Source organism: Roseibium salinum (genome assembly GCF_026240905.1).
Lineage (GTDB): Bacteria > Pseudomonadota > Alphaproteobacteria > Rhizobiales > Stappiaceae > Roseibium > Roseibium salinum.
This window is the reverse complement of record NZ_JAPEVI010000003.1, coordinates 1,138,487-1,162,612: the sequence shown is the minus strand read 5'-3', so window position 1 is coordinate 1,162,612 and position 24,126 is coordinate 1,138,487. Positions and strand designations below refer to the sequence as shown.

Annotated in this window: 17 protein-coding genes, 1 tRNA gene and 2 pseudogenes; 19 read left to right on the top strand and 1 reads right to left on the bottom strand. The window is 60.7% G+C overall.

Annotated elements, in window-relative coordinates:
- Positions 1-98 precede the first annotated feature (98 nt).
- The 4 genes from ON753_RS09940 (at position 99) to cydB (ending at position 6,485) form a co-directional block, all read left to right on the top strand.
- Positions 99-1,163: a BMP family ABC transporter substrate-binding protein gene (locus ON753_RS09940; RefSeq protein WP_265962359.1), complete on the top strand. Its 1,065-nt coding sequence runs from the start codon at positions 99-101 to the stop codon at positions 1,161-1,163.
- An 812-nt stretch (positions 1,164-1,975) separates the two neighbouring features.
- Positions 1,976-3,829 carry a putative bifunctional diguanylate cyclase/phosphodiesterase gene (locus ON753_RS09935; protein ID WP_265962358.1) on the top strand — a complete coding sequence of 618 codons (1,854 nt, stop codon included), beginning with the start codon at positions 1,976-1,978 and terminating at the stop codon, positions 3,827-3,829.
- 207 nt (positions 3,830-4,036) lie between these two features.
- Complete coding sequence (locus ON753_RS09930) at positions 4,037-5,473, top strand: cytochrome ubiquinol oxidase subunit I (RefSeq protein ID WP_265962356.1); 1,437 nt, start codon at positions 4,037-4,039, stop codon at positions 5,471-5,473.
- A 7-nt stretch (positions 5,474-5,480) separates the two neighbouring features.
- On the top strand, positions 5,481-6,485 hold the full coding sequence (cydB, locus tag ON753_RS09925; protein WP_265962355.1) for a cytochrome d ubiquinol oxidase subunit II: 1,005 nt from the start codon (positions 5,481-5,483) through the stop codon (positions 6,483-6,485).
- 104 nt (positions 6,486-6,589) lie between these two features.
- Here the strand turns inward: cydB and ON753_RS09920 are convergent.
- Positions 6,590-6,679: transfer RNA gene (locus tag ON753_RS09920), tRNA-Ser, on the bottom strand.
- Positions 6,680-7,498: 819 nt separating this feature from the next.
- Here ON753_RS09920 and ON753_RS09915 point away from each other — a divergent pair.
- The 15 genes and pseudogenes from ON753_RS09915 (at position 7,499) to ON753_RS09845 (ending at position 24,114) form a co-directional block, all read left to right on the top strand.
- Positions 7,499-8,542 carry a septal ring lytic transglycosylase RlpA family protein gene (locus ON753_RS09915; RefSeq protein ID WP_323054712.1) on the top strand — a complete coding sequence of 348 codons (1,044 nt, stop codon included), beginning with the start codon at positions 7,499-7,501 and terminating at the stop codon, positions 8,540-8,542.
- 82 nt (positions 8,543-8,624) lie between these two features.
- Entirely contained in the window at positions 8,625-9,815 is a 1,191-nt protein-coding gene (locus ON753_RS09910) for a D-alanyl-D-alanine carboxypeptidase family protein (RefSeq protein WP_377047033.1), read from the top strand.
- 71 nt (positions 9,816-9,886) lie between these two features.
- Positions 9,887-10,548, top strand: a pseudogene (gene tmk, locus ON753_RS09905) (dTMP kinase).
- Positions 10,548-11,609 carry a DNA polymerase III subunit delta' gene (locus ON753_RS09900; RefSeq protein ID WP_265962354.1) on the top strand — a complete coding sequence of 354 codons (1,062 nt, stop codon included), beginning with the start codon at positions 10,548-10,550 and terminating at the stop codon, positions 11,607-11,609. Before tmk ends, ON753_RS09900 begins: the two are co-directional and overlap by 1 nt.
- Before the next feature lie 150 nt (positions 11,610-11,759).
- A complete protein-coding gene (locus ON753_RS09895; RefSeq protein ID WP_265962353.1) occupies positions 11,760-12,566 on the top strand; it encodes a TatD family hydrolase in 807 nt (268 codons plus the stop codon).
- Complete coding sequence (locus ON753_RS09890; RefSeq protein ID WP_265962352.1) at positions 12,563-13,399, top strand: MBL fold metallo-hydrolase; 837 nt, start codon at positions 12,563-12,565, stop codon at positions 13,397-13,399. The genes ON753_RS09895 and ON753_RS09890 overlap by 4 nt, the downstream gene beginning before the upstream one ends.
- On the top strand, positions 13,389-13,934 hold the full coding sequence (locus ON753_RS09885; RefSeq protein ID WP_265962351.1) for a regulatory protein RecX: 546 nt from the start codon (positions 13,389-13,391) through the stop codon (positions 13,932-13,934). The genes ON753_RS09890 and ON753_RS09885 overlap by 11 nt, the downstream gene beginning before the upstream one ends.
- 182 nt (positions 13,935-14,116) lie before the next feature.
- Positions 14,117-15,103, top strand: a pseudogene (locus ON753_RS09880) (IS30 family transposase).
- A 457-nt stretch (positions 15,104-15,560) separates the two neighbouring features.
- On the top strand, positions 15,561-17,555 hold the full coding sequence (locus ON753_RS09875) for a protein-L-isoaspartate(D-aspartate) O-methyltransferase (RefSeq protein ID WP_265962350.1): 1,995 nt from the start codon (positions 15,561-15,563) through the stop codon (positions 17,553-17,555).
- A gap of 134 nt (positions 17,556-17,689) precedes the next feature.
- A complete protein-coding gene (locus ON753_RS09870) occupies positions 17,690-18,211 on the top strand; it encodes a DUF3305 domain-containing protein (protein ID WP_265962349.1) in 522 nt (173 codons plus the stop codon).
- On the top strand, positions 18,211-18,771 hold the full coding sequence (locus tag ON753_RS09865) for a DUF3306 domain-containing protein (protein WP_265962348.1): 561 nt from the start codon (positions 18,211-18,213) through the stop codon (positions 18,769-18,771). The genes ON753_RS09870 and ON753_RS09865 overlap by 1 nt, the downstream gene beginning before the upstream one ends.
- Positions 18,772-18,864: 93 nt before the next feature.
- The gene (locus ON753_RS09860; RefSeq protein WP_265962347.1) at positions 18,865-19,056 is read left to right on the top strand and encodes a twin-arginine translocation signal domain-containing protein; all 192 of its coding nucleotides are present in this window, start codon (positions 18,865-18,867) and stop codon (positions 19,054-19,056) included.
- A gap of 116 nt (positions 19,057-19,172) precedes the next feature.
- Positions 19,173-22,262, top strand: coding sequence for a formate dehydrogenase subunit alpha (locus tag ON753_RS09855; RefSeq protein WP_265962346.1), 3,090 nt, complete (start codon positions 19,173-19,175; stop codon positions 22,260-22,262).
- A 21-nt stretch (positions 22,263-22,283) separates the two neighbouring features.
- On the top strand, positions 22,284-22,883 hold the full coding sequence (gene fdh3B, locus ON753_RS09850; protein ID WP_265962345.1) for a formate dehydrogenase FDH3 subunit beta: 600 nt from the start codon (positions 22,284-22,286) through the stop codon (positions 22,881-22,883).
- A 10-nt stretch (positions 22,884-22,893) separates the two neighbouring features.
- Positions 22,894-24,114 (top strand): formate dehydrogenase subunit gamma, encoded by a 1,221-nt coding sequence (locus ON753_RS09845; protein WP_265962344.1) that lies wholly within the window; start codon positions 22,894-22,896, stop codon positions 24,112-24,114.
- The last annotated feature ends 12 nt before the right edge of the window (positions 24,115-24,126 follow it).

Sequence of the window (24,126 nt, the reverse complement as noted above, 5' to 3'; positions counted from 1 at the left end):
CCAGCAACACCGGTCACGCCCGCCACCTCAAAGCGATCAGGGGCAGGGCGGTTCACAAGATCGCTATAGAGAGATCAAAACAGAGGGGAATGACACACATGAAATCTTTTTTGAAAGCCACCGTAGCTGCCGCCGCATTCGCGGCTGCCGGCTCCGCCGCCAATGCGGCTGACGTAAAAGCCTGCTACATCTATGTCGGTCCGGTCGGTGATTTCGGCTGGTCCTACCAGCACGATCAGGGCCGTCTCTCCGTTGAGGAACATTTCGGCGACAAGGTCGAAACCGCTTATCTGGAAAGCGTGCCGGAGGGCCCTGATGCCGAACGCGCGATCGAGCGCTTCGCCCGGGAAGGCTGCGATATCATCTTCACCACCTCTTTCGGCTACATGAACCCGACCATCAAGGTCGCGAAGAAATTCCCGGAAGTGAAGTTCGAGCACGCAACAGGCTACAAGACCGCCGAAAACGTTGCGACCTATAACTCCAAGTTCCATGAAGGCCGCTACATCATCGGCCAGATTGCCGCCAAACAGTCCAAGACGGGCGTGGCAGGCTACATTGCCTCCTTCCCGATTCCGGAAGTGGTCTCGGGCATCAACGCCTTCATGCTCGGCGCTCAGTCCATCGATCCGGACTTCAAAGTGAAAGTGGTCTGGGCCAATACGTGGTTCGATCCGGGCAAGGAAGCTGACGCCGCCAAGGCGCTGATCGACCAGGGCGCCGACATCATCTCGCAGCACACGGATTCCACGGCTCCGCTTCAGGTCGCTCAGGAACGCGGCATACATGGCTTTGGCCAAGCCTCCGACATGATCGAGTTTGCCCCGGACGCGCAATACACGGCGATTGTCGATGAATGGGGGCCATACTACATCGAGCGCATTCAGGCTGTCCTCGACGGCACGTGGGAATCGGAGAGCACCTGGGCCGGTCTGGCCGAAGGCCACGTCGTGATGGCGCCCTACACGAACCTGCCGGACGACGTTGTGGAGATGGCAAAAGCGACCGAAGCCAAGATCTCCGGTGGATGGGAGCCCTTTACCGGCCCCATAATCAAGCAGGATGGCACGGTTGCCGCTGACGAGGGTGTCACCCTCGACGACGGCGAAATCCTCGGCATGAACTGGTATGTCCAGGGCGTCGACGACAAGCTGCCGCAGTAATCCTTGACTGGTCGGTCCGGGATGCGTCTCCCGGACCGACCCTTCCGTCGAAAACTGTCCGGAGCACTCATGCCGTGCCTCGGTCTCGGTCCTTACCCCATGAAATCAAAATATATATTTTTCAGAAACTTGAAGAAGCATGCTTTTGTAACGGTCGAAGTAGCGACACTAACCTACTCTTCAAAATGACTATTCCCTACAGGTGATCTGGCTGCGAGGTGACCAGATGCCGGCGCCTCACCGGTCCTCTCCTTCTGGTTGCACGGCAATTTCCGACCGTCACGCACCATCCGGCTTTCACGCCAAATCCCTGGACGTTGCCGCGCACCCGAAAATCCTTAAAAAATCGCAGATTCCTGCCGCTTTTTGTTGAAAACGCCGCATTTTGCGGGGATTTAGAGGGTATTAACGGTTCTCGTGTCTAATACTCGCTAACGTGGAATTCAGGGATGAATTGCCCCTCTACGGACTCTAAAAAACCAAATCGCAATCCGTCCGCAAGTTACGTGAAAGTTTCCTTCGCTAAAACGTGCACTGGTTGTTAATCGCCGGGGGAGGCCACAAGGAACAGAACCTTGGGCCCTTTCCCAATTCCGACAAACCGGGGGCTCCGGTTGGTCCGAAAACCAAGACATACGACCGGATTGGACTGTTGAAAGGACCCATTTGTGTCGGGCAAAGCTTTCTGTCACCTGGGCGGATCAGCCGATGCAATTTGAAAGACTGTTGCGCGTCGCGATCCCGTCTCTTAGTTGCATTTTTTGGTATTGTTGGGACTGAACAGTTTATTTCTGCTCCAGGCGCAAATCCACTTGCGCGAACAAACACGTCTTGAAACCTCCATCCTGGCCGACAGTCTCCTTTTCAGCACGTCTGAGCTGGAAAAACGCGTGGCGCGTTATGGCGCCTTGAGCGAGCCGGAGGACAAGTCTGCCGCAAAGCGCGCATACCACAGTTTGCTCACCTCGCTGGAGGCCTGGCGGGCCACCGACTATGGCGCGCTAGCCAAAACATCGGGCCCCGACCGTGTGAAACTGACCGGCGCGCTGAAGGAAATCCGCAGTCTGGAAACCGTCCTCGATGATCTCAAGGGCCCCGGGTCTGTCGATCAGGCACTGGGAACGTTGCAGTCCGTCGGCGGGTCGCTTGGACAAGTCGGCGCAACCGTAGCCGCGCGGGCTGCGACACAGTCCGAATCCGCACGCCAAACGCTGCTGCTTCACCAGAAAATCCAGGCCGGGTTGACCCTTGCCCTGCTTTTCATCGTTCTTGCCTGGATCTGGTACCTGCTTCGCCGGAATGCCGATCTTAAAAGGGAAAACCAGGCAGAACAGGAGCGGGGGGAACGGCTGGCAAGAAGGCTCGATCATGACGGCGTGACCGGACTGATCAACCACCGGATCTTTGCCGAACGCGTTTGCGCGGCGCGCCGGGATCTGACCCGGAACCAAACATTGAGCGTCTTCTGTGTCGATCTGGAAAGCCGGCTGCCGACGACCGTCAATTTCGACCAAAGGGCGGAGGACGCGGTCCTGGCTGGCGCGGCGGATCTCCTTCGCCATGCCGTCGATCCGCTTGACACAAGAGGCTGCCTGGCGCGGGCGGGTGGCAAGGGATTTCTCATCCTGACTGTCTCCGACGAAGAACTCGGTCTCACCACCGCCGACATCGCCGACCGGATCCGTGCGCCGTTCCTGAGGCCGATCGCGACGGAACATGGCTCCTTTGTGATCACACCGGCAATCGGTCACGCCGACGCCCATGACGCAGATCGGGAACCGACGGACGTCATTCGCAATGCCGAACTGGCGGCCTGCAACGCCGTGACCAACGGACGCCGCCGCGTGGTCGCGTATCAGACGGTGATGCGTGCCGAGATCGAGCGCCGTGCCGTGGTCGAGGGCGCACTGGCACGGGCCGTTGAAACCAATGAGTGCCTGCCGCATTTCCAACCCCAGTTCAACCTGGAGTCGGGCCGGGTTTTCGGTGTGGAGGCGCTGGCGCGGTGGTATCATGCCGAGCTTGGGTGGATCTCTCCGTCCGAATTCATTCCGATAGCCGAGGGAAACGGTGACATCGTCCCGCTCGGCTGGAAAATCATGGAAACCTCCTGCAACGAAGTGCAGCTTCTGCCGGTCGAACTGACGCTTTCGGTCAATCTTTCCGTTGCCCAGATCCTCAGCGACGATGTGGTCGGCATGCTTGAAGAATGCCTTGCGCGCACGGGGTTTCCAGCCAGAAGGTTGAAGCTGGAAGTCACCGAATCGACCATGATGAACGACCTGAAGCGGATACAGGAGACCCTGTCGCAGCTCCGCGCTCTCGGGATCGGCATCTCCCTCGACGATTTCGGTGTAGGCTATTCGGCCCTGTCCTATCTGACGGACTTCCACTGGGACGAAATCAAGATCGACCGGTCGTTCGCAGCCAAGGCCGTCAGGGATCGGAAGCAGCGCGACGTCCTGAAGCTGGTTCTCGGCATTGCCGAGACGATGGGATCGCGGGTCCTTGTCGAGGGTATCGAAACCATCGAACAGCGTGACGCTCTGGTCGAGATCGGCTGCAAGAACGGCCAAGGCTACCTGTTCGGCGGTCCGATGGCGATTGACGACATCACCACCCTGTTCTTCGCCGAGCACAGCCACCGCAGCCTCTCCGGAATTTGAATGCGGTCATCATGCTGCCGGGGTTTGCCCGCCTTGCGGAGCAACGGTCTCGCATCCGCCGGCAGCATGACCTCGCACGTCTGACATCCTCTATGCTGCAGGAACCTTTTCCGGTGCAAACGCGTTCGTCGTTCTTGTAGGGCCGTATTCGTATTGGTCCTGCCCTTGGAAACGGAAATCCAGTTCGCCGGCGGCAGGAGAGGGGGCATGGAGTTTGATCCGGTAATTCTTGCGCGTATCCAGTTTGCGTTCACGGTTTCGTTTCACATCATCTTTCCCGCCTTCACCATCGGACTCTCTGCCTTTATTGCCGTACTCCTTCTCATGTGGATGGCCACCAGCGAGGAGAGATATCGTCGGTTGGCGCGTTTCTGGACCAAGATCTTCGCCGTCTCGTTCGCCATGGGCGTCGTCTCCGGGATCGTTCTTTCCTACCAGTTCGGCACCAACTGGAGCCGCTTTTCGCAATTCAGCGGCAACGTCATCGGCCCGCTCATCGGCTATGAGGTGCTGACGGCGTTTTATCTGGAGGCCACCTTTCTGGGCATCATGCTGTTCGGCTGGAACCGGTTTCCCGACTGGCTTGTGACGCTGTCGGCAGTGCTGGTTGCAATCGGGACGGCTATCAGCGCCTTCTGGATTCTCGCCGCCAATAGCTGGATGCACACGCCCGCCGGGCACGAGGTACACGATGGCATCGCCTATCCTCTCAATTGGCTCCAGGTGATCTTCAATCCGAGCTTTCCTTATCGGCTTGCCCACATGCTGAATGCGGCCTACCTGACGACGGCCGCAGTCGTTCTGGCCGTCGGCGCACGCTACCTGCTGGCCGGCCGCCATATCGGACAAAGCCGCATCATGCTCCGCATGGCGGTCGGCATGATCGCAGTTTCCGCGCCGTTGCAACTCATTGTCGGCGATCTGCACGGCCTCAACACGCTCGAGCATCAGCCTGCAAAAGTTGCGGCCATGGAGGCTCATTGGCGCGAGGCGGACGACAGCGCCTTCGTGCTGTTCGGATTGCCCGATGAAGAAGCCCGGGAGAACCATTTCGAGATCGCCATACCGGGCCTAGGCGGTCTGATCCTGACCCATGAATGGGGCGGGACGTATGCCGGCCTCGAGCAGTTTCCGGAGGACGAATGGCCACCCGTCGCCAATGTTTTCTTCGCCTTCCGCATCATGATCGGGATCGGCCTGATCCTGATCGCGATGGGTGTGTGGGGAGGATATCTCTGGTGGCGCGGGCGCCTGTTCGACAATCGTCTCTATCTGCGCGCGGCTTCCTACATGTGGCCACTCGGTTTCATCGCCATCCTGGCCGGCTGGATCGTGACGGAGCAGGGCAGGCAGCCGTGGCTCGTTCACGGACTGATGCGCACCGCCGATGGCGTTTCGCCCGTTCCCGGCGCCAGCGTGGCAACCACGCTGGCGCTCTTCGTCTTCATATACGGCATCGTGTTTTCAACGGGCGTCTTCTACATCAACCGGCTGATCAACCGCGGTCCGAAGGAAGAAGCTCCGACGGCGCATGAAGGAATGCCGAACCGGCCGATCTCGGCCGCAGAAGAGGCAACGCGCGATGCGACCGGCCGCGGACCGGCGGGCGCCCCTGGACGGTCGCTCGGCAATCGGGAGGGATGAGAAAGCAATGGAATGGTATCTACCCGTCATCTGGGCCGGACTGATCGGTACGGCCGTGGCCATTTACGTCATCCTCGACGGCTTTGATCTGGGCATCGCCATCCTGTTTCCTTTCACCCGCGAGGAAGAGGATCGCGACCTGATGATGAATTCGGTCGCACCTTTCTGGGATGGTAACGAAACATGGCTGGTACTGGGTGGCGGGGGCCTGTGGGTCGCCTTCCCGATGGCCTATGCGATCATCATGCCGGCGCTCTACCTGCCGGTCCTCGGGATGTTGCTTGCTCTGGTCTTCCGCGGTGTATCCTTTGAATTCCGATGGGTATCCAAGCCGCGTCACCGCAAATGGGATATTGCCTTTGCCGGCGGCTCCATCGTCGCCGCGTTCCTGCAGGGCATTATCCTCGGCGGTCTGCTGCAGGGCATCGACGTGGCGGACGGACAGTTTGCCGGCGGACCGTTCGACTGGTTGACGCCGTTCTCGATTTTTGTCGGCCTTTCGGTTGTCGCCGGCTACGCGTTGCTCGGCGCCACCTGGCTCATCATGCGGACAACGGGTCCTGTCCGCGAGCTTGGCCGGCGCATCGCGCCCTGGTTGCTCCTGGCGGTAATGGCGGCGATGGCGGTCATCAGCCTGTGGACGCCGCTTATCATCGATCGGATTGCAGAGCGATGGTTCTCCGTCCCCAATATCCTGCTGCTGTGGCCAATCCCGTTATCGGCCGCCCTACTCTCTTACGGCGTCTGGCGCTGGATTGAACGCGGCCACAATGTTCTGCCGTTCGCCGGAACCATCGGGCTCTTCCTGCTCGGCTATGCCGGGCTGGTGATTTCCACAATGCCTTACCTGGTTCCGCCGCACCTGACCTTCTGGGACACGGCAGCCGCCCCGGCGTCGCAGATCTTCTTTCTGGTAGGCACAGTCTTCCTGCTGCCCCTTGTGCTGGGCTACACCGCTTTCGTCTATTGGATCTTCCGCGGCAAGATCGCCCCCGGGGAAGGGTATCACTGACCCGTTGTGCCCGGCTCTATCCGCATCGACAGGGCGAAGCGCTAACCATGGCCCGCTTCGCGGAGCTAGTTGGGGACATAAATCACATAAATTCAGGGAGTTAATGGCGGTGAGGGTGGGATTCGAACCCACGGTACGCTCTCACGCACGGCGGTTTTCAAGACCGCTGCCTTAAACCACTCGGCCACCTCACCACGCAGTCTGCGCTCTCATGAAGCGAAGCTGTGTAGTCCCACCGTTTCCTTCGTCTTGAGGCGAAAGTCAAGTGTGAGCAGCGCTGCACCTTTCGCAAGCTGGAAAATTCGTGTGGAAGGCGGCATCCCCGGCATCTGCCGGTCGCACCTGGTTAGTCGGGAAGGCAGGAGATGCGCGGAGGCACCGGAGAGTAGGGGCCGCCGGTCCGTGTCGTGGGCAGGGATTTGGACCGGCGGCCAGTGCTGGAGGTGGGGTCCAGCATTGCGGTGACAGGGCATTCACCGGCAATGAGGTCACCCTAGGCGAAATCGACATGGCCGGATGTGACATGCATCACAGCCTGAGCCCTTTGCGATTTTTTCCAAACTGTGTCCCTCCTGCAACACCACGATTTCGTCACGCAATTGCATAAAGTTTTCTATCATTCCAGATACTTACACGGATCGCGACCTGCTCCTGCCGTGGCGGGACCTCAGAAAACCGTGGGTTGCCGCAAACAGGCATCAATGCGCTCTCGACGGTTGGTTTACTTTGAAGTAATGAATTTGCGCTTGTATGGCGTCGAGTGTGGGATGCACAGCGGGGGCAGTGTGTCTTGCGGGGACTGATCACAGGATCAGCAGAAGCCTGACAAACCGGTGCAGAGCGAACCATGCGCCGGAAAACGATTGCGTGAGCTGCGGGGCCGCCAGCGCGTAAGTGAGTAGGACGGCAATATGCATGGGATAGGCGGGCACGCTTGCCAGCTGGCAGCGAAGTCTTTCGGGGAACCAGCCGAGCCAAGCGAGGAGCGGACACAGACCGCCGAAGGATGGTGGTTGCGGTTTCGCACCGGTGTCATCGTTATCGCGGCCGTTTCCTCAGTTGCAGCCTGCAGTTCCACTCCTCAGGAAAAATCCAAGTTCAGTCCAGAGAAATACGGCGTGAAGGGCAGCCCGCGAATGGTGGCCGAAGGCCAGCCCGTTCCCAAGGGCGGTGGCCGTGCCATCGTCGGCAAGAAATACAAGATTGCCGGCAAGTGGTACTATCCCAAGCACGATCCCGACTATGAGAAGGTCGGTCTCGCCTCCTGGTACGGCCCGACATTTCATGGCCGCAAGACAGCGAATGGCGAAATCTTCGACCGCAACGCACTCACCGCGGCGCACACGACGATGCCCCTGCCGTCCTATGCGCGCGTCACCAACGTTGCCAACGGTCGCTCGATGATCGTTCGTGTCAACGATCGCGGCCCGTTCCACGGCAACCGTGTAATCGACCTTTCCGAGCGCGCGGCAACCATGCTCGACACCAAGTCGGCCGGTATAGGCAAGGTAAAGGTCGAATATGTCGGCAAGGCTCCGCTGCATGGACAGGATGAGGCCTTCCTGATGGCCTCCTACCGTGGCCCGGGAGCGGCCGAGCCGGGGACATCGCGTCCGGGTACGATGATCGCACAGGTTGAACCCGAAAGACTGGAAACGGCACCCCAGGTCACGTTCGGCAGCGTTCCGGCGCCTGCTTCGCGGCCTTATCTTGTGACGGCATCCGCTGCGACGGCATATCAGAGCGAAACCGTTACGGACGTGACAGTTGCGTTCGACCCCGCGATCGCGTTCGAAGCGGGTAAGCCGGCCATTCAGGTCGCATCCAACAACCGCTTTACATCCGCTGAAACGGCCTACACCGCCGAACCTGCACGGGCAGAAGGCACTTTGGGCGTGCTCGTTCTGCCCGCACCTCCAAAAGGCCTCGTGGGCGGAAGTGCCGTTTCTTCCTATACTGCGAATCAGCGCATTTCCGAGGCTCACGCCATAATGGCAGACACTGCCGGGAACGGCCTGTCGATGCGCCAGCTGGCGGCTACCGCTGTTGCCGAGTAAATGGTGATATAGTCAACCGGGCAGGAATCGCGGCGACGGAAGATCCAGGATCCGGATGAATATCGGCGGGCAAGCAAGTTAAATGCATTCAGTGGGCTTTGGACTCTTTCGGCGTCGACATTGGCTCGGATCGCTTCTTTTTGCCTGCTTTTGCCTTGCCGGATCAAACACCGGCCTCGCAGCCGAAACCATTGTCACCAATGCCCCCAAGGCGTTCTTGTATGAACCGTCATCGGGAACGATCCTGTTTGCCAAGGCGCCGGACGAGCCTTTCACCCCGGGATCGCTTGTCAAGGTCATGACGGCCGCCACGGTCTTTGACGCGTTGAAGGCAAATGAAATCCGTTCCGACCAGCTCTGCAAGGTCAGCGAACACGCCTGGCGCACCGGCGGCGCGCCTTCCGGGCGCGGTGCGACAATGTTCGCCGCGATAAAATCGGAAATTGCCGTCGAAGACTTGCTCAAGGGCCTGCTGGTTCACAATGCCAATGATGCAGCCATCGTGCTGGCCGAGTGCATTGACGGCTCCGAAGAGGCCTTTGCCGAGAGAATGACCGAGCTGGCGCATTCGATCGGCATGACAAACACGAAACTCGCGAATCCGACCGGCTATGCGGAAAAGCCAAGCCGCACGACGGTGCGCGATCAGGCTCGGCTGGCACAATACATCCTGGATCAGCACCCGAACTTCTATCCGCTTTTCTCACTGCCGGAATTCACCTGGAACGGGATTTTCCAGCGCAACAAGAATCCGCTCCTTGGAGAAATCAGAGATCTGGACGGCTTGGGCGCCGGCTCCGATCCGTCGGACGGCTATTCCGGCCTTGCATCCGTTGAGCGCAACGGACGCAGGGTCATCGCAGCTATCGCCGGCCTGACATCGGACAAGCACCGGCTTCAGTCCCTCAAGGAGGTCGTCGAAGGTGCCTGGGAGTTCTTCACGGTGAAGAAACTCTATTCCGCCGGTGAAACCGTCGCGCAGGGCTGGGTCTTCGGCGGCAACGCGGGCTACGTGCCGTTGGTGCCCAAGGATGATGTAAACGTTCTGCTCGCCCGCGGCGGCACCCTGGATTATCGCCTTCGGGTGGTCTATGAGGGCCCGCTCAAGGCTCCGGTTGCCAATGGCACCCCGGCGGGAGAACTGCATGTCATCGGCAAGAACGGCATCGTCTACCGGGCACCGCTGGTGACGGGGGGCTCCGTTGACGAAGGAACGCTGTTCAGCCGAGCTGTCGACGGACTTCAGGAGTTGCTGTTTGGATGGATTTCATAGAAGCGCGCCAATCCATCAACATCGGCACGAATATCTGCTAAGAGTTTCCCGCAATCGAGACGGAGCCACGGGTGCCTGGACACTTCATCACTTTCGAGGGCGGCGAGGGGGCCGGGAAATCGACCCAGATTGCGCGGCTGAGAGCTTTTCTGGAAAGCCTTGGCAAATCGGTGCTGGTCACGCGAGAACCCGGCGGATCGCCCGGCGCCGAAAAGATCCGGGCCGTTCTGCTTTCCGGACAGGCAAAGGACCTGGGCCCCAGAGGCGAGGCCATGCTGTTTGCCGCCGCCCGTGCCGACCATGTCGATGCCACGATCAAACCGGCCCTTGACCGCGGAGACTGGGTTCTGTGCGATCGCTATGCCGATTCCACCCGCGTCTACCAGGGCGAGGCCGGCGTGGATCCGGCCTATCTGAAACTGCTGGAAACCGCCGCCGTTGCCGGGGTCCGCCCGGAATTGACGATCCTGATCGACATACCGGCGGAGACGGGCCTCAGAAGGGTCGCCACGCGATCGCAAGGGGACGAAAGCGGGGGCCGGACCGGTTCGAGGGGGAAGAGTTGGATGTCCATGAACGCAGACGCCAGCTCTTCCTCGATCTCGCCAGGGAAGAGGCGTACCGGTTTTCGGTGATCGACGGCAGTCAGGATCCCGATGCCGTCGAAGCTGCGATCCGCAAGGCTGTCACCGAAAGCTTTGCCGATGAACTCCAGCACGAGGGAGCCGCCTGATGGCACGCGGAAACGAACCGGTGGAAATACCGGAAGTGGACGCCCTTGCGGGCTTTCCCCTACCTAACGAGCGCGACCGCCTGATCGGTCACAAGGGCACCGAAAAGGCCTTGCTCGATGCCTACCGATCCGAACGGCTCCATCACGCCTGGATCCTGGGTGGTCCCAAGGGCATTGGCAAAGCCACGCTCGCTTTTCGATTTGCCCGGTTTGTCGTCGCTCATCCGGACAGGTTCGGTCCGGATGTTGCCGCAGCGCAGGATCTCTCCGTGCCCGCCGAGCATCCCGTCGCGCGCCAGATGAAGGCGGGAGGTCACCCCAACGTCCTGCATTTGCGCAGGCCCTGGGACGACAAATCCAAGCGCTTCAAGACGGAGCTCCCGGTCGACGAAATCCGGCGCACGGTCTCGTTCTTCGGCACGACCGCCTCCGCCAAAGCCTGGCGCATCTGCATCGTCGATGCCGCCGACGATATGAACATCAGCTCGGCCAACGCGTTGTTGAAAGTTCTCGAAGAACCTCCGGAACGCTGTCTTTTCCTGGTGCTCAGCCACGCGCCGGGCCGTCTGTTGCCGACCATCCGGTCCAGATGCCGGCGTATCGATCTGGAACCCCTCTCCAGTGATGAAATCTGCGAGGGTCTGCGGGAACTCGCGCCGGATGCAGTGCCGTCTGCGGATGACCTGCGCGAGCTTGCTCACACGTCCGACGGCAGTCTGCGCTCAGCCATTACACTGTTGTCCGGCGATGGACTTGCCATTGCCAAAGGGCTGAAAAGCCTCGCCGAAAACGCTTCCCAGCTCGACCTGGCAGCCACTCACGGCCTTGCGGACCTCGTGGCAGCCCGCGGCCAGTCCGACAACTGGGAGAGTTTTGAGCACATCGTCCAGGTCTGGCTTCACGAACGCATGCGGCGGGATTTGCGCAACGGCGTTACCGGTGCGCACAGATACGTGGAGCTGTGGGACAAAACCAGCCGGGCGATCAGGGACGCCGATTCGCTCAATCTGGATCGCAAGCAGGTCGTCCTCGACTTCTTTTTCGCCCTCAGGGCAGCGTGACCTTTGCGCCCTGCCGCGACCATGCCTACATGTGTCCTTGCCCTGAACTAATCCGAAAGCCCGCTTGGGATTTTTCGCATTACCGGCTATCAAGACGCGCAGACGCACTGCCCGGCGCTGAAATCACATCAACACCGTTCTGGACCCTTCATGCTAGTTGACAGCCATTGCCATCTCGATTTTCCCGATTTTGACGGCGAGCGCCCCGACCTGATTGCCAGAGCCAAGCAAGCGGGCGTCGAACTGATGGTGACGATCTGCACCCATATCAGGAAGTTCGACCAGGTCCGCGCGATCGCCGAAGAATATCCCGACGTCTATTGTTCCGTCGGCACGCATCCGCACAATGCAGGCGCCGAACGCGGCATTCCGGCAGAGGAAATCATCCGCCTGGCCGACCATCCCAAGGTGGTGGCGATCGGGGAAGCCGGCCTGGACTACTATTATGACAAGGCTCCCCGCGATGCTCAGGCGGAAGGGTTGCGCATTCACATCGAAGCAGCACGCCAAACAGGCCTGCCGCTCGTCATTCATGCGCGCGATGCAGATGAGGACATGGCGGCGATTTTGACCGAGGAAATGGGGAAGGGGGCCTTTCCCGCCCTCCTGCACTGCTTTTCCTCCGGCCGCGACCTTGCCCTCACCGGGATCGAGCTCGGTCTTTACGTTTCCTTTTCAGGCATCCTGACCTTCAAACGATCTGACGAAATCCGCGACATCGCCCGCGATCTGCCAGCCGACCGCATTCTGGTGGAAACCGATGCCCCCTATCTCGCCCCGCAGCCAAGACGCGGCAAGCGAAACGAACCGGCCTATACCGCCATGACGGCTGCGGTTCTGGCACAAACGCGCGGCGTGTCGGAGGAGGAAATCGCCCGGCAGACGACGGAGAATTTCTTTCGCCTGTTCACGAAAGTTCCAAGACCGGCGCATCTGGCAAAGGTGGCCGCCCAATGAGCGTCGTTCTGACGATACTCGGTTGCGGGTCGTCCGGCGGCGTCCCGCGCATCGGCAACGATTGGGGCCTTTGCGATCCGAACGAAGTGAAAAACCGGCGCTCGCGCTGTGCACTGCTTGTGGAAAAGTATGGGGATAACGGGTGCACAACGGTGTTGATAGACACCGGTCCGGACATACGCCAGCAACTGCTCGATGCAGAAGTCAGCCATCTCGACGCGGTGCTTTACACGCATGCGCACGCCGATCATCTCCACGGCATCGACGATTTGCGCGCGTTCACGGTTCACTTCGGAAAAAGAACGCCCGTCTATATGGACGCGTCAACGTATCGGCGCGCCTATTCCGCCTTTACCTACTGTTTCGAAACCCCGGAAGGCTCCAATTATCCGCCGATTCTCGTCCACCATCCGATCACACCGGGAAAGCCGGTCGAGATATCAGGCGCCGGCGGCCTGCTGACGTTCGAAACGCTCAAGGTTACCCATGGCGACATAGATGCGCTCGGCTTCAAGATCGGTAACGCGGCCTATCTGCCGGACGTCTCCGACATCCCGGTCGGCAGCATTAAAGCGTTGAAGGATCTGGATGTTCTCATTCTGGACTGCCTTCGCCGCAGACCGCATCCAAGCCATTTCTGCCTGGAGGACTCACTTGCCTGGACACGGCGCCTTGCGCCTGAAAGAACGATTTTCACCAATCTTCACAATGACTTGGATTATAAAACCCTGTGCGAGGAACTGCCGGAAACCATCGAACCGGCCTTTGATGGCATGCGTATCGAACTGACCGAAACACCGGGCAAACCGGCGCTTTCCGCCCATGCCGGGTAATCGACGATACAAGCTTCCGACGGAAGAACGCCTGACCAGATCGGCCATCCATTATCTGGAACGCTACGCGTCATCCTCGGCCAATCTGCGCAAAGTCCTGGAGCGTAAGATCATCAAGGCCTGCATGGCCCATGATCGCGACCCGGCCGAGTTTTCTCCGTTGATTGACGCCGTTCTTGAAAAATGCAGCAAGGCCGGTTTTCTGGACGACCAGGCCTACGCGGAAACCAAAACCCGCAGCCTCAGACGCCGCGGCGGCTCGCAGCGAAAGATCGAAGCGCAACTGACGGCAAAGGGCGTCGACCGGGCCATCATCGAATCCGCGTTGCGGCAGGATGAACAAACAGATCTGAGTGCCGCACACATTTTCGCCAGGCGCCGGCGCCTTGGTCCGTACCGTAGCGCGGACGACAGACACGAACGCCGCGACAAGGATCTGGCCGCAATGTGCCGCGCGGGCTTTTCCTATGAGGTTGCTCGCCAGGTCATCGACGCATCGAACGACGACGGCCGACGAACCAAAGCGAGTGACTGAACCCGCCGGCAGTTCAAGAATGCGGCGGCAGGACAACGCCGGTCTTCCAATGCACCGGCAAGCTGCGGCCAAGCGGCTGAATTCCGCGTCAAAGCCGATACGCATAAAAGTTCCATAATATTGATTATGCGAATTGTGTGTGTATCTGCCGGGCTAGAATGTCACAGTTGGTCTATTCAGGAATGTCACACTTCCCGCATCGTGATGAACGCCGCAAGATAGAACGCTGGCGCCAGGCAAATGTGTCACCTTGTCGAATGGCGAAGATCCTCGGGCGACACCGCTCGACGGTTTTCCGGGAGTTGAAGCGAAATCATTTTCAGGATGATCAGCTGCCGGATATCGTCGGCTATTTTGCTGTGGCTGCCCATCACGAATGTGCAAGACGCCGATCACGCAAGCGCAAGCTCATCAAGGATGTGGATCTGCGTAGCCTCGTGGCAAATCGCATCAAGGAGGGCTGGACGCCGGAACAGATCGCCGGCCGGATGCGATACGAAGGCGCTTCACGCCGGGTCTGCCAGGAAACCATCTACCGCTATATCTATTCGAAGGAATGACTGGCTCAAGAACTGTGGTGGTATCTGCCGACCCATCGAAAATCCCGCAGGCCCAGGCGGGCGAGAAGGCGCCTGCCACCCAAATTCCATCGTGACATCAGCATCTTGTTCCGGCCTGATGCCGTGGCGCATAGGCAGGAGTTCGGGCACTGGGAAGGTGATTTAATGCTGTTCAAACAGCATTTTGGCACCGGCAACGTCACCTCGCTGGTGGAGCGCGTCAGCCGATTCAAGGTGCTTCTGAAGAACGACAACAGGAAAACCCATCTGGTCTTGGGCAAGGTCATCGAGGCCATCCGTCATCTACCAATCCGGTCCCGGAAGTCCATCACTTTCGATCGCGGAACCGAGTTTGTGGCCTGGCCACATCTTCAGGCGGAAATCGGGACACAGACCTGGTTTTGTGATCCGTCTGCACCGTGGCAGAAAGGCACCGTCGAAAACACCAACCGGCGCGCCCGACGATGGCTCCCCCGCAAACTCAACATGAGCCGGGTCACCGATCCTGAATTGAAGGGGATCTGCGACCGGCTCAACGCAACGCCTCGAAAATGCCTCGGCTGGAAGACGCCGGCGGAAGTCTTCCGCGAAAAGATGCTCGCGAGATGACAGGCGATCCCCTACCCTCGGATCCCGCAGAAGTCGCACCTCGAGTATCGCTCACACAGCCATTTAGTAATGCGACACATGGGCCAGTTAGAGATGCGACACTCCTCGCGCTCCTGAAGCTGGTCAAAGTCAACGTATGGAGGAAGACTGGCCTCGACACGCCTGAGCGCTGACGGAACCGCAATGTCTTTGATCACCATGGCGCATGCCCCTCTTGGAGGAATTTGCACTCAAAGGAACCGGAACAAGTGTGAACCTGCTTCGTTCGTTCGGTGAGACACGCGCTATTACCGCCATGGACCGAGTGCGACAGTCGCCGGACCGGCTTTGTTTCTCCTGTTGCTGTTCTGGCTCGGCATCATCGCCATTGTCCAGCCTTGGGTGGCCGTGCCTGTGGTTGTCGATTGACTGATCACGTCGCTACGTCCAGCCGCTCGAAACTCGAAGGGAGGACTCCATGCCCGACATGACCGCCGCCCGCAATCACATGGTGAAAGCCCAGATCGCCCGGCGCGGCGTCCGCGATCCCCACGTGCTGGACGCCATGAAGAAGGTTCCGCGCGAAGCGTTCGTCGCGCCGGGATTTGAGGAGTTCGCCTACGAGGACGGCCCGTTGCCGATCGGGCACAGCCAGACCATCTCGCAAACCTATATCGTCGCTCTGATGATTGAGGCCGCCGAGGTGCGGCCGGGCGACCGCGTACTGGAGATCGGGGCGGGCTCGGGCTACGCCGCCGCCGTCATGGGAGAGATTGCCGAGCATGTGCACGCGGTCGAGCGTCACGAGCCGCTCGCCCGGACGGCGCGCGAGAATCTCACCAAGGCAGGCGCCCGCAGCGTCGAGATTCACGTCGGCGACGGCACGTTGGGCTGGCCGGCGGGCGCTCCCTACGACGTGATCCTGGTCGCGGCGGGTGGGCCTTCGGTGCCTGAGGCGCTGAAACAGCAGCTGAAGCCCGGAGGCCGTCTGGTGATCCCCGTGGGCGACGAGAACAGCATGCAGAACCTCCGCAAGGTGGTCCGGACCGGCCAGGACGCTTGGGACGAAGAGGATATCGGCGCGGTCCGTTTCGTGCCGCTCATCGGCGCACAGGGCTGGACCGAAGACGGGAGCCGCTCGGCCTCAAGTCACGTTCCCGGCCAGAACAGCGGCAAGACCCTGCCTCAAATGGTGGCCGACGCGGCTGAGCCCCTGCCCGACATCGACGATCCCGGTTTCGGCCCCTTTTTCGACCGCTATGGAGATCGCCGCGTGGTGCTGCTCGGCGAAGCGAGCCACGGCACATCGGAGTTCTATCGCGCCCGCGCCGCGATCACCCGTCACCTCGTCGAGAACCACGGCTTCAACATCGTGGCCGTCGAGGCGGACTGGCCCGACGCAGCGGCAGTCAACCGCCATGTCAATCACCATGCCGCCCGCGAATTCGAAGAACCGGCTTTCAGCAGGTTTCCCACATGGATGTGGCGCAATACGGTGATTGAGGCGCTTGCCGACTGGCTGCGTGCGCACAACGACAGCGTCTCCGATCCGGCCCGGCGGGCGGGCTTCTACGGGCTCGACATCTACAATATGCGGGGCTCGATCGCGGCGGTGCTCGAGTATCTTGACAAGATCGATCCCGAGGCCGCCCGCATTGCCCGCGAACGCTACGGATGCCTCACGCCGTGGCAGCGCGACCCGGCGACCTACGGCCGGGCGGTGCTTACCCGTGGCTACCGCAACTGCGAGAGGCAGGTGGTCGCCCAGCTCCGCGAGCTTCTGGAGCGCAGGCTGGACTACGAGGCCAAGGACGGGGCGAGCTTTCTCGACGCCGCCCAGAATGCACGCCTGGTCCGGTCGGCAGAGCGCTACTACCGCATAATGTATTATGGCGGCGCGGAAAGCTGGAACCTGCGCGACACGCACATGCTCGAAACGCTCGAGCACCTGCTTGAGGCGCGCGGACCCGATGCCAAGGCGCTGGTCTGGGCGCACAACAGCCACATCGGTGACGCGCGCGCAACCGAGATGGGCACTGTCCGGGGTGAACTCAACATCGGCCAGCTCTGCCGTGAGCGGTTCGGCGACGAGGCTGCGCTCATCGGCTTCGGCACCCACACCGGGACCGTCGCAGTGGCGAAGGACTGGGGCGGCGAAATGGACGTCAAGCGCGTGCGCCCCTCCCGCGAAGACAGCTACGAACGGGTCTGCCACGATGCAGGCATACCTCACTTCCTGCTGGACATGGCTCGCGACGAGGGCCTGCGCCGTCGGCTGACGGAGCAGAGGCTCGAGCGCTTCATCGGAGTGATCTATCGGCCGGAAACAGAACTGATGAGCCACTACGCCGACGCTGCCCTGCCGCAGCAATTCGACGCGTGGGTCTGGTTCGACGAGACCGAGGCTCTCACGCCTCTCGGTGTCGAACACCGCCGCGAGGGCGTGCCTGACACCTATCCATTCGGATTGTGATCCCGGGGCCTCGGGGCCAAGTTTCCCGCCCCGAGAGGAACTTAAGTACCGCCGCAGTGGTTTGACCGGATGAAGAACATGGACGACGTGGCGAAAGGTTTGGGACAGGCATGGGCGCAGCAAGGGAATTGAGGATGAGTGTCGGTGTGGTCGTGCAGAAAAGGCGCGCCGCCTCGCTCTGGATCGATTACGTCTGGAGCCCGACAGCGGTTGTTGAGGCCCCTGCCCGCATGGCGCCGGGAGCCATAATGCACCAGGGCCAGGCCGAGACGACCTATTTCATGGGGCTTGCGGAAATCTGTTGCCACCGCGCAGAGACGGAAGCCTATCTGCAGAACCTGGAGAGTTCCGCGCCGGGGCTTTACGTGGTGCTGCGCAAGGGCGCAGCGAAGGGCAATTCACTGCCCTGGCATATCCACACCGTGACGGCCTCCCCTTACGAAGCGCAGGCCTGCTGCGACAGCGACGAAGACATCGTCGAACGCGTGGCGATGCCGCCCCGCATCAGCGCCGCGGTTCGGACCTTCATCAAGGCACATCCCGTCAGTCCCCCGCTGACGAAAAGGAAACACCGGGCTGCGAAGGAACAGAGCCATGCCCTGACACATAAACCGCTTGGCAGGGATACGCCCAACAGAAAATCGGCAGGTCAATGATGACTGACAGAGATGTGGAGAAAGCCGGTTTCGTAACCAGATGGTCGCGCCTTAAACGCGAGGCTTCCCACGACGCGCTCTCCGAAACCGAGGAAACGAGCGCATCGGTGCAAGTCTCCTCAGATGACGTCGAAGACGAGGTGATGCGGGCCAATCGGCAAGCCGCCGAGGCCGTCGACCTCGACAGCCTCGGCTTCAAGTCTGACTTTTCGGTCTTCATGAGGACTGGCGTGCCCGCAGCGCTGCGCCGCAAGGCCTTGCGCAAGCTCTGGACTGCGGACCCCGTATTGGCCAATCTTGACGGCCTCAATGACTATGAACAGATCCGTTCCGGCAAGGAGATGAGCGACATCCGCTCTCTGTGGCAGGTGGGGCACGGCTATGCCGTTCAGGCCGAAGCCTTGCATAGCGACGAGAACAGCGATGACGGCGCGCAAGTCGGGGGAAAAGAAGCCGGGATCCCGCGCGACACGGTGGACGATCAGCCAGAGGCCGCGACGGCCGGGAGCAAGACACCGGACAGCGATCGTCCTCGTACAGATATCGAGACGGACGACTAGGCACGGCGCGTATTGCTACGCCGGTGATTTTTTCCGGCCGATCGTGGAACAATTGCAGGAACGGCCGGTTGTTCCTTCGTCTAGGAGGGCAACATGTCTAGATATACAGGTTTGACGACCCGTCGCACCTTTCTCGGCCTGACGGTCACACTCGCCGGCGGGACAGTCGCCGGCAGCGCTTTGAATCCGGTCAATGAGACACCGGACGATCAGCCACCTCAGGCCGCCGATACCTACCGCGAAACGGACCATATTCGAACCGCATACAAACGGATGCGGTTCTAGATCACACTTCGTTCAGGCCAGCGCCTGAATTGGAGCAGTTGTTCGCTTTCAAAGTGCGGGAAGATCGGACCTGCGTTTTTCAGATGCTTCTCCCTCCTGTCCAGAGGAGACCAGCAATGCTGCGAAAAAAACGATCAGCGACCGCCAATCGATCACCTCGTGGCGTCATTGCACAGGCGGGTCAGACGAGAGTCGACCGCAGAACGTTCCTGCGAAATTCCGGGCTGACCGCGGGCGGACTGGCCGCGGTCTCGACGTTCGCCGGCGGGCTGACGCGCAAGGCGCGTGCCCAGGAGACGCAACCATCCGAAGCTGAGTTGCGCAAGACCGTTTGCCCCTTCTGTGCGGTCGGCTGCTCGATCTGGGCGGAGGTCGAGAACGGTGTCTGGATCGGTCAGGAACCCGTCTTCGAAAGCCCGGTCAATATGGGCACCCATTGTGCCAAGGGCGCAGCCGCGCGCGAAATCGTGATCGGGGACCGGCGGCTGAAATACCCCACCAAGCTTGAGAACGGCCGCTGGAAGCGCGTCTCCTGGGAAGAGGCGATCAACGAGATCGGCGAACGGATGCTGCAGATACGCGAGAAAGCCGGGCCGGATTCGGTCTACTGGCTTGGTTCGGCGAAATTCTCCAACGAGGCAGCGTATCTGTTCCGCAAATTCGCAGCCTTGTGGGGCACCAACAACGTCGACCACCAGGCGCGCATCTGTCACTCAACGACCGTCGCCGGCGTCGCCAATTCCTTTGGCTACGGCGCCATGACCAATTCGTTCAACGACATCCATAATTCGAAATCGATTTTCCTGATCGGTGGCAACCCGGCGGAAGCCCATCCTGTCTCGATGCTGCATCTGCTGCACGCAAAGGAGAATGGGGCAAAGCTGATCGTCATCGATCCGCGGTTCACCCGTACTGCTGCCCATGCCGACGAGTTCGTCCGCATCCGCACCGGCTCCGACATCGCCTTTATGTGGGGGGTGCTGTGGCACATCCTGGAAAACGGCTGGGAGGATAAGGAATTCCTCGATCAACGCGTCTACGGCTTCGACGAAATCCGCAAGGAAGTCGCCAAATACACGCCCGAAGAGGCCGAGCGTATCACCGGCGTTCCGCGCGACCAGATCGAGCGCGTGGCACGCACCGTGGCCGAAAACCGTCCCGGTACACTGATCTGGTGCATGGGGCTCACACAATCGACGATCGGCAGCAGCAACACCCGCGCCGCCTCGATCCTTCAGCTCGCACTCGGCAACATCGGAAAGTCCGGCGGCGGAGCGAATATTTTCCGCGGCCACGACAACGTGCAAGGTGCCACCGATTTGGGTGTCCTTTGCCACACCCTGCCCGCCTATTACGGCCTGACGGCGAACGCGTGGAAACACTGGGCGCGCGTCTGGGACCTCGACTACGAGTGGATCAAGGGCCGTTTTGGCTCCCAGGAGTTGATGGAGCAGAACGGCATTCCCGTGTCACGCTGGTTCGATGGCGTGCTGGAGGCAAAGGAGAACCTGGATCAGCCCGACAATATCCGCGCCATGGTGTTCTGGGGGCATGCACCGAATTCGCAGACGCGGGGTCCTGACGTGAAAAAAGGACTGGAGGGTGTGGACCTTCTTGTGGTCGTCGACCCCTACCCCACCCTTTCGGCCGTCATGGGAGACCGTCAGGACGGCGTCTATCTGCTGCCGGCAGGGTCGACCATGGAAATCGCCGGATCTGCGACAAATTCACAGCGTGCCCTGCAATGGCGCGAAAAGGTCGTCGAACCGGCATTCGAATCCAAGGGCGACTACGAAATCATGCATCTGTTCGCCCGCAAGTTCGGCTTCGACAAGCAGCTCTTCAAACATATCCGCGTCGAAAACGACGAACCCGTTGCCGAGGATATCCTTCGCGAGATCAATCGCGGCACCTGGACGATTGGCTATACCGGCCAGTCGCCGGAGCGGCTCAAGTTGCATATGGAGCATCAGGACAAGTTCGACACAACCACGCTCATGGGCATGAGCGGACCGGTGCAGGGCGAATATTACGGCCTGCCCTGGCCGAGCTGGGGACCACCGACAATGGCACACCCTGGCACCCGCAGCCTGTGGGACCAGTCGATTTCCGTGGCCGAAGGCGGTCTGCCTTTCCGCGCCCGCTGGGGCGTTGAGCACAATGGGCAGAACCTGCTGGCCGAGGGCAGCTATCCGCCAGGCTCCGAGATCGAGGACGGCTATCCCGAGTTCACCTTCGCCATGCTGGAGAAGCTCGGCTGGGTGAATGACCTCACCGCACGCGAGAAGCTGGTTATTGCCGCGGTTGCCGCAGATACCTTCACGCCGGACATGCTCACGGCTGATGAAAGCGACGCGCAGAGCCGGTTGCGGCAACTACTGCAGGAGCAGAATGCAATGGATGCCGCCATCCTTCCCGCGCCGGCCGTACCCGACCAGGCAGCTGGAGAGGATGAAGGCGAGGCGGATCTCGGAGGCGGCGGCGAGGGTCTCGACCAGCCACGTCTCGATGACGGCGATTCCTTCTCAGACAAGCTTGCCTCGGTGAACTGGAAGACCGACCTTTCCGGCGGCATCCAGCGCGTGGCGATTGCCCATGGCTGCGCCCCCTTCGGTAACGGCAAGGCGCGGGCCGTGGTGTGGAATTTCACGGACCCTGTACCGGTTCACCGCGAGCCGCTCTATACGCCGCGGCGCGACCTCATTCCCGAATACAGGACGTTCGACGACCGCAGGGATTACCGGTTGCCGGTGCGCTACTGGTCGATCCAGCGGCAGGACTACAGCGACCGTTTCCCGCTCATTCTGACGACGGGACGCCTCGTGGAATATGAGGGCGGCGGCGACGAGACGCGTTCCAACAAATGGCTCGCGGAACTCCAGCAGCAGATGTTCGCCGAAATCAATCCTGCAGACGCCGAAGCCAACGGTGTTGCCGACGGCAGCATGATCTGGCTGCACACGCCGGAGGGCGCACGGGTGCGGGTTGCCGCCATGGTGACGAAGCGCGTCGGCAAGGGCACGGTTTTCATGCCTTTCCATTTCGGCGGCATCTTCCAGGGCGAGGATCTTTCCGGCCGCTATCCGGAGGGTACCGTTCCCTTTGTCGTGGGCGAGGCGTCAAACACTGCTGCAACTTACGGGTACGACATCGAGACCTTCATGCAGGAATCCAAAGGCACGCTCTGCCGCATCGAGAGCGCCTGAGCACAAGCGGGAAGATGACCAATGGCTCGAATGAAATTCCTCTGTGACGCCGAACGGTGCATCGAATGCAACGCCTGTACGACCGTTTGCAAGAACGAGCACGAGGTCCCCTGGGGCATGGTCCGCCGGCGTCTCGTCACCATCAATGATGGCGAACCGGGCGAGAAATCCGTCTCCGTTTCCTGCATGCATTGCACCGACGCACCCTGTATCGCCGTTTGTCCGGTTTCCTGCATCTATCAGACAGATACCGGCATCGTATTGCACGACAAGGACCTGTGCATCGGCTGCGGCTATTGCTTCTACGCCTGTCCCTTCGGAGCACCGCAATACCCGCAGGCCTCAAACTTCGGCTCGCGCGGCAAAATGGACAAATGCACCTTCTGCGCCGGCGGCCCGGAGGAGGACGGCTCGCAGGCGGAATACGAGAAATACGGCCGCAACCGGATCGCCGAAGGCAAGCTGCCCCTGTGCGCCGAGGTCTGTTCGACACGCGCGCTTCTGGGCGGTGAAGGCGAAGTTGTTGCTGAAATCTATCGCGAACGGACCATAAAGCGCGGATACGGCTCGGGAGCCTGGGGCTGGTCTACCGCCTATTACGGCCCAACCACCGAGAGCTGACGAGGCAGTCATGACACGTTCCATTGCAGGTATTTGCGCCGTCCTTCTTCTGGCCTTGTTCGCCTACACGATCTATCTCGCCACCACGTCCAATCAGCTTGTCGTACCGACCAACGGCGTAATCGGAAGCTCCGGCGTTGACGACCCGGCGGAAGGTCAGGCAGGTCTCGAAGCACTCACGGCACGCACCGGCCTGCAGCGCTGGCGCGCTCAGTCCGGCCCCAGCCCCGAGGCCGGGCAGGCGGTGGCACCGACAAAGGCGACGCCGGGAGATGCCGACACGCCGCCCGCTTCAGCCGGCGTCGCGCAGCCTCGGGGAATGGAGCTGACGCAGGAATGGCTCAGCCAGCGCAATCAGCAGGAGGAGATCCTCCAGACCCCACAATTCGTGCAGGGCGTCACCAGCCTCCCCGAAGCGGAAAGAAATGTATTCGTGCAGCCGCAGGGGCGGGACTGGCGCAGCTCCCGCAACGGACCTATCCTGTTTGGCGGCGGTCTTTATATCTTCGGCGTCGCCGCCCTACTTGCCATCTTTCTGGCAGTGCGCGGGCGGGTGCCGCTCAAGGAAGGCTTTAGCGGCCGCACGGTGCCGCGCTTCAACGCGGTCGAACGCGCCAACCATTGGATGACCGCGGGCAGCTTCGTCCTGATGGCATTGACCGGTCTGATAGTGCTCTACGGGAAGTCGGTCATCCGGCCGTGGCTGGGAGCCGAAGCATTCGCCGATCTGACCCGGGGCAGCGTCTGGGTTCACATGGCGATGATCCTCCCCTTCACACTCGGTCTCCTCGTCATGATCGGCGCATGGTTATGGCAGAACCTGCCGAGCCGGCTCGATTGGCAGTGGCTGAAGCATGGTGGCGGCTTCCTGAGCGACCGCAGCAAAAATCCGCCCGCGAGGAGGTTCAACGCCGGCCAGAAACTCGTGTTCTGGGCGGTCATTCTCGGCGGGACGGCACTCATTGTCAGTGGCCTGACCCTGATGTTCCCATTCCTGTGGGCAGGCTACGACGGCATGCAACTGGCCCAGACCATCCATGTCGTGGTGGCTCTTCTCATGATCGGCGTCATCTTCGGCCACATCTATATCGGCACGATCGGTATGGTCGGAGCATTCGACGCCATGTGGAGCGGGCGCGTCGACCGCAATTGGGCAAAGGAACATCACAGCCTGTGGTATCGCCGCCGCTTCGAGGAAGATACTTCGGGCAAGAACCAGCCTGCCGAATGAGGGAGAGCGGAC

Coding starts and splice junctions, on each gene's coding strand:
- ON753_RS09940 (WP_265962359.1), top strand. CDS start 99: ATGAAATCTTTTTTGAAAGCCACCGTAGCTGCCGCCGCATTCGCGGCT.
- ON753_RS09930 (WP_265962356.1), top strand. CDS start 4,037: ATGGAGTTTGATCCGGTAATTCTTGCGCGTATCCAGTTTGCGTTCACG.
- cydB (WP_265962355.1), top strand. CDS start 5,481: ATGGAATGGTATCTACCCGTCATCTGGGCCGGACTGATCGGTACGGCC.
- ON753_RS09910 (WP_377047033.1), top strand. CDS start 8,625: ATGCATTCAGTGGGCTTTGGACTCTTTCGGCGTCGACATTGGCTCGGA.
- ON753_RS09900 (WP_265962354.1), top strand. CDS start 10,548: ATGGCACGCGGAAACGAACCGGTGGAAATACCGGAAGTGGACGCCCTT.
- ON753_RS09895 (WP_265962353.1), top strand. CDS start 11,760: ATGCTAGTTGACAGCCATTGCCATCTCGATTTTCCCGATTTTGACGGC.
- ON753_RS09890 (WP_265962352.1), top strand. CDS start 12,563: ATGAGCGTCGTTCTGACGATACTCGGTTGCGGGTCGTCCGGCGGCGTC.
- ON753_RS09885 (WP_265962351.1), top strand. CDS start 13,389: ATGCCGGGTAATCGACGATACAAGCTTCCGACGGAAGAACGCCTGACC.
- ON753_RS09875 (WP_265962350.1), top strand. CDS start 15,561: ATGCCCGACATGACCGCCGCCCGCAATCACATGGTGAAAGCCCAGATC.
- ON753_RS09870 (WP_265962349.1), top strand. CDS start 17,690: ATGAGTGTCGGTGTGGTCGTGCAGAAAAGGCGCGCCGCCTCGCTCTGG.
- ON753_RS09865 (WP_265962348.1), top strand. CDS start 18,211: ATGACTGACAGAGATGTGGAGAAAGCCGGTTTCGTAACCAGATGGTCG.
- ON753_RS09860 (WP_265962347.1), top strand. CDS start 18,865: ATGTCTAGATATACAGGTTTGACGACCCGTCGCACCTTTCTCGGCCTG.
- ON753_RS09855 (WP_265962346.1), top strand. CDS start 19,173: ATGCTGCGAAAAAAACGATCAGCGACCGCCAATCGATCACCTCGTGGC.
- fdh3B (WP_265962345.1), top strand. CDS start 22,284: ATGGCTCGAATGAAATTCCTCTGTGACGCCGAACGGTGCATCGAATGC.
- ON753_RS09845 (WP_265962344.1), top strand. CDS start 22,894: ATGACACGTTCCATTGCAGGTATTTGCGCCGTCCTTCTTCTGGCCTTG.